This window comes from Nodularia harveyana UHCC-0300 (genome assembly GCF_034931085.1).
Lineage (GTDB): Bacteria > Cyanobacteriota > Cyanobacteriia > Cyanobacteriales > Nostocaceae > Nodularia > Nodularia harveyana.
Genome location: NZ_JAYGHG010000065.1, coordinates 1 through 3,474 on the forward strand (window position 1 = coordinate 1; position 3,474 = coordinate 3,474).

The 3,474-nt window shown below is 42.0% G+C and carries 3 protein-coding genes and 2 pseudogenes; 4 read left to right on the forward strand and 1 reads right to left on the reverse strand.

The annotated features are described in order from the left end of the window. Positions 1–113: 113 nt before the first annotated feature. Positions 114–401: pseudogene (locus VB620_RS20765) on the reverse strand (IS701 family transposase); the annotation flags it as partial. 84 nt (positions 402–485) lie between these two features. Between VB620_RS20765 and VB620_RS20920 the strand changes: the two are divergent. The 4 genes and pseudogenes from VB620_RS20920 (at position 486) to VB620_RS20780 (ending at position 3,273) form a co-directional block, all read left to right on the forward strand. Continuing rightward, a complete protein-coding gene (locus VB620_RS20920) occupies positions 486–671 on the forward strand; it encodes a hypothetical protein (RefSeq protein WP_407674287.1) in 186 nt (61 codons plus the stop codon). A gap of 39 nt (positions 672–710) precedes the next feature. Next, positions 711–866, forward strand: a pseudogene (locus VB620_RS20925) (transposase); the annotation flags it as partial. A gap of 390 nt (positions 867–1,256) precedes the next feature. After that, complete coding sequence (locus VB620_RS20775; protein WP_323198052.1) at positions 1,257–2,210, forward strand: hypothetical protein; 954 nt, start codon at positions 1,257–1,259, stop codon at positions 2,208–2,210. Positions 2,211–2,232: 22 nt separating this feature from the next. Continuing rightward, positions 2,233–3,273, forward strand: coding sequence for a tyrosine-type recombinase/integrase (locus tag VB620_RS20780; RefSeq protein ID WP_323198053.1), 1,041 nt, complete (start codon positions 2,233–2,235; stop codon positions 3,271–3,273). Positions 3,274–3,474: the final 201 nt, after the last annotated feature.

The following is a 3,474-nucleotide window of genomic DNA, read 5'->3' on the forward strand; positions in this document are numbered from 1 at the left end:
CTCCAACTACAACAGAAATGGTTGATAAACTAATCTCAGTTGCACTCGACTTAATCAATCCTCAACATTTAAGAAACTGGTTTGCTAGTTGCTGCTACTGTACTTCATAATAGCCGGAAATGCTGTAATCTTCGTTGTTTTAAATTATTTACTGACCAATCTGAATTGGCTAGAAAATGATGTAACGACTGTGCAGATTTTATACTTACTACTTTCGCTATCTCTGGTAATGATTTTCTTTGAATTTGGGACATTATTCCCAGATGTAAATATTTGAAGCACTCATAATTTCTTACTTCTTTAAACAGGTCTTTATACTCTGCACAATATTCATCTATGGTGGCAACTGTTGGGTGAGCATCTCTTGCCAAATGTTTCAAAATTTGTAATTCTACATCCATTGCCCTACTTACCTTTCAGGGTTTTCTTTTTTTATTCTTTTATTCAGAATAGCCGGAAAGTGACAGAAGAGGGTTAGTGTGGATATGCTAGGTCTGGTTCTGCGGGTATTGGTAATGTCTGCTAGTCTTCCAGAACGTGAAGGAGCGAAAAAAGTTCTTAACCGAGTTTACGATACACGCAATCAGGTTCAACGCTTAAACACCATTTGGATGGATGGAGGATACCGAGGAGAACAATTTATGCGTTGGGTGATGGATATGTTTCGCTAGATTGTAGTAATTGTCCTCAGACCCTTGGAGAAAAGGGGTTTTGTCCATTTACCTAAGCGTTGGGTTGTTGAGCGTACTTTTGGCTGGCTTAATTGGTGTCGGCGTTTAAGTAAGGATTATGAACGACTACCCGAAACTTCGGAGACATTCATCTATGTTGCTATGATTCGTATCATGGTTCGACGGCTGGCATAATTTTTACCTCACTCTGACTTTTAAAACATCCTCTCAGCGCTTGCGCGGTCGCGTGATGGTGTAACTTACACCATAAGCTGACCACAAAGAAGGCTGAAACACTTAATTTATCCTTAAGCGATAGCTTGCGCTGATTTGTCAATGTCCTTTGTTCACGCATAATGTTGGTTCGCAGACTAATTGAAAAATTTTTAACGGATTTATAGGGTTTCTAAGCTGTTGTCTGCGAACCGACACGACACTTGACCGAAAGTCGAGCGTCTGGGGGTAGGGGATATTAATCGGATTTTTTATCGGATGTAAGATAAGAGTTTCTTATTTTGTGTTCTACCCTCTTTTACTGTATGATTTTCATGAGACCATAGGGTTGATTCGCAGGTTAGAGGTTGTATGTCCGCAAACGCCGATTTAATTAGGGGAAGAGGTTCAACGAAGACGCAGGCGAAAGTTAGGGCAACAGGTGGGGTTGAATCTCCATCGGAATTATCCCCCTTGCTCCGGGCTTCAAAACTAAATTACCAGCCACAGGCCAGTGATACGAACATTGAGGCAGATAAATATCTGTTTGCTCGCCTACGACAACTTTCGCTCAAACAACGCTTAGAAATGTTCGTTGTTCATGAGCGTGGAGTGAAGAAACTTTGCCTTGTAGGAATTAAATCCCGACACCGTGGCGCGTCTGTGGAGGAAATTCGTCGTGTTTTTACCCGTGCTGTCTTAGCAGAAAAGTATTCTTTTGATTTTCACCCCCAAGGTAATGATGAAAATATGTGGATTCAGGATTCAATCTCGTTGGCAGCAGAATTACACCAAATTTTTGAGTCCACTAATATTCCTTACTATGTAAGTGGTGGTGTTGCATCTTCGCTGCACGGTGAACCTCGTTCCACTCGTGATTTAGATTTGGTAATTTCAGTCCAATCTGACCAAATCGATGTGTTGGTAGCGACACTTGAAGGTGCGGGATACTATTGTCCAGCAGGTGCGGTTGAGGGTTTAAAGCAAGGAAGTGAACGAATGCTGAATATCACTCATACCGAAACTATTGCGAATGCAGACTTATATATCACTGATGTTTCGCCATTTGCAGTGTCTCAGATGGCACGTCGCAGGCTCATCGATTTAGAAGGTATACCTGCGTTTTGGGTGGCTTCCCCAGAAGATACAATTTTACAGAAGTTACGGTGGGGTAGGGGGAGTCAATCGGAAAAACAGTGGCGCGATGTCTTGGGGATACTGAAGTTGCAAGCTGAAAGTTTGGATTATATATACCTGGCAGAATGGTCAGAACAGTTGGATTTGATTGATGCTTTGAACCAAGCATTTACTGAAGCTGGTGTGTAATATTTAATTGGGAAGTCAATAAATGCGATCGCCTGATAGTTTAGAAAACGATTCATTACCACCGATTAAACTCATTCTACTGGAAAATGACAATGCCGCATCTGCTCATACTTCTACAAAATTGAGTAGCCAATCAAAAAGGATAACAGCACCCACTGATATTCGTTTTGTGAAGGTACAGGAGTTTTTACGCAGCAATAACCTTGCGCCTAACAGCCGTAAGCTCTACGAACGAGAACTGAAGCGGTTTTTGGCTTGGACAGAACTGCACTATCATGAGCTGCGTCCACGTCATTTTGGGCAGTACAAAGAGTACCTGCGCGATGATGTACGTACTGATACTGGTAAACCTCTGGCTAAAAGCAGCATGAATGCGGGAATTGCGGCTCTGAAAAGCTTTTTTAAGTGGATGTGTTATACCTATCCTGAAATTATTGCTACCAATCCCACACTAGGGATAAAACTAGAAAAAATTCCCCTACCTCCTGCTCAAAGTTTAACGCCAGAAGAAATGCAACGGGTATGGTCAGCGTTGGAGTTTCTGGGAGAAACAAAACAACGGGATACAGCAATGGTTCACATTCTCAGTCATGGACTCCGGGCTGGGGAAGTTGTACTGTTAAATGTTGGGTCTTTTGATGGGAAGGTACTGTTTTTACCAGATACGAAAACTAATGAACCACGCTTAGTACCGTTGCGAAAACAAAGCCGAGAAGCTGTAACGGAGTATTTGCGATCGCGCCAAGAACTCGGTGAACAATTAAATAGCCTCAGTCCATTAATGATTTCACATCATGCTTCATATCAAGGACAGCGCTTGAGTTATCATGGCGTTTACTTTGCTATCGAAAAAATAGGTGAACTTGCTGAAGTTGAAGGTTTGCATCCTCACTCTTTTCGTCATACCTATGCGACTGATTTATTACTGTTGGGTATTGACCCTACCCATGCTCGGAAACTGACGGGACATCAAAGCGAGAGAGCATTTCGACGCTATACACTCCGTAGTGAGCAAGAAGCGGCGATTTCTGCTTATTATCGGGCTATTGGCGAAGAGGGATAAAAGGGTATTGGGTGTAGGGTGTAGGGTGTAGTGATATGAAATAAATGCGAAATTTAATATAGTGTTCCTGCTAGATACAGCATTTCCGGCTATTATGAAGTACAGTAGCAGCAACTAGCAAACCAGTTTCTTAAATGTTGAGGATTGATTAAGTCGAGTGCAACTGAGATTAGTTTATCAACCATTTCTGTTGTAGTTGGA

Bases quoted from the DNA above. Each gene is read 5' to 3' on its own strand.
- VB620_RS20920 (WP_407674287.1), top strand. From the start codon at position 486: ATGCTAGGTCTGGTTCTGCGGGTATTGGTAATGTCTGCTAGTCTTCCA.
- VB620_RS20775 (WP_323198052.1), top strand. From the start codon at position 1,257: ATGTCCGCAAACGCCGATTTAATTAGGGGAAGAGGTTCAACGAAGACG.
- VB620_RS20780 (WP_323198053.1), top strand. From the start codon at position 2,233: ATGCGATCGCCTGATAGTTTAGAAAACGATTCATTACCACCGATTAAA.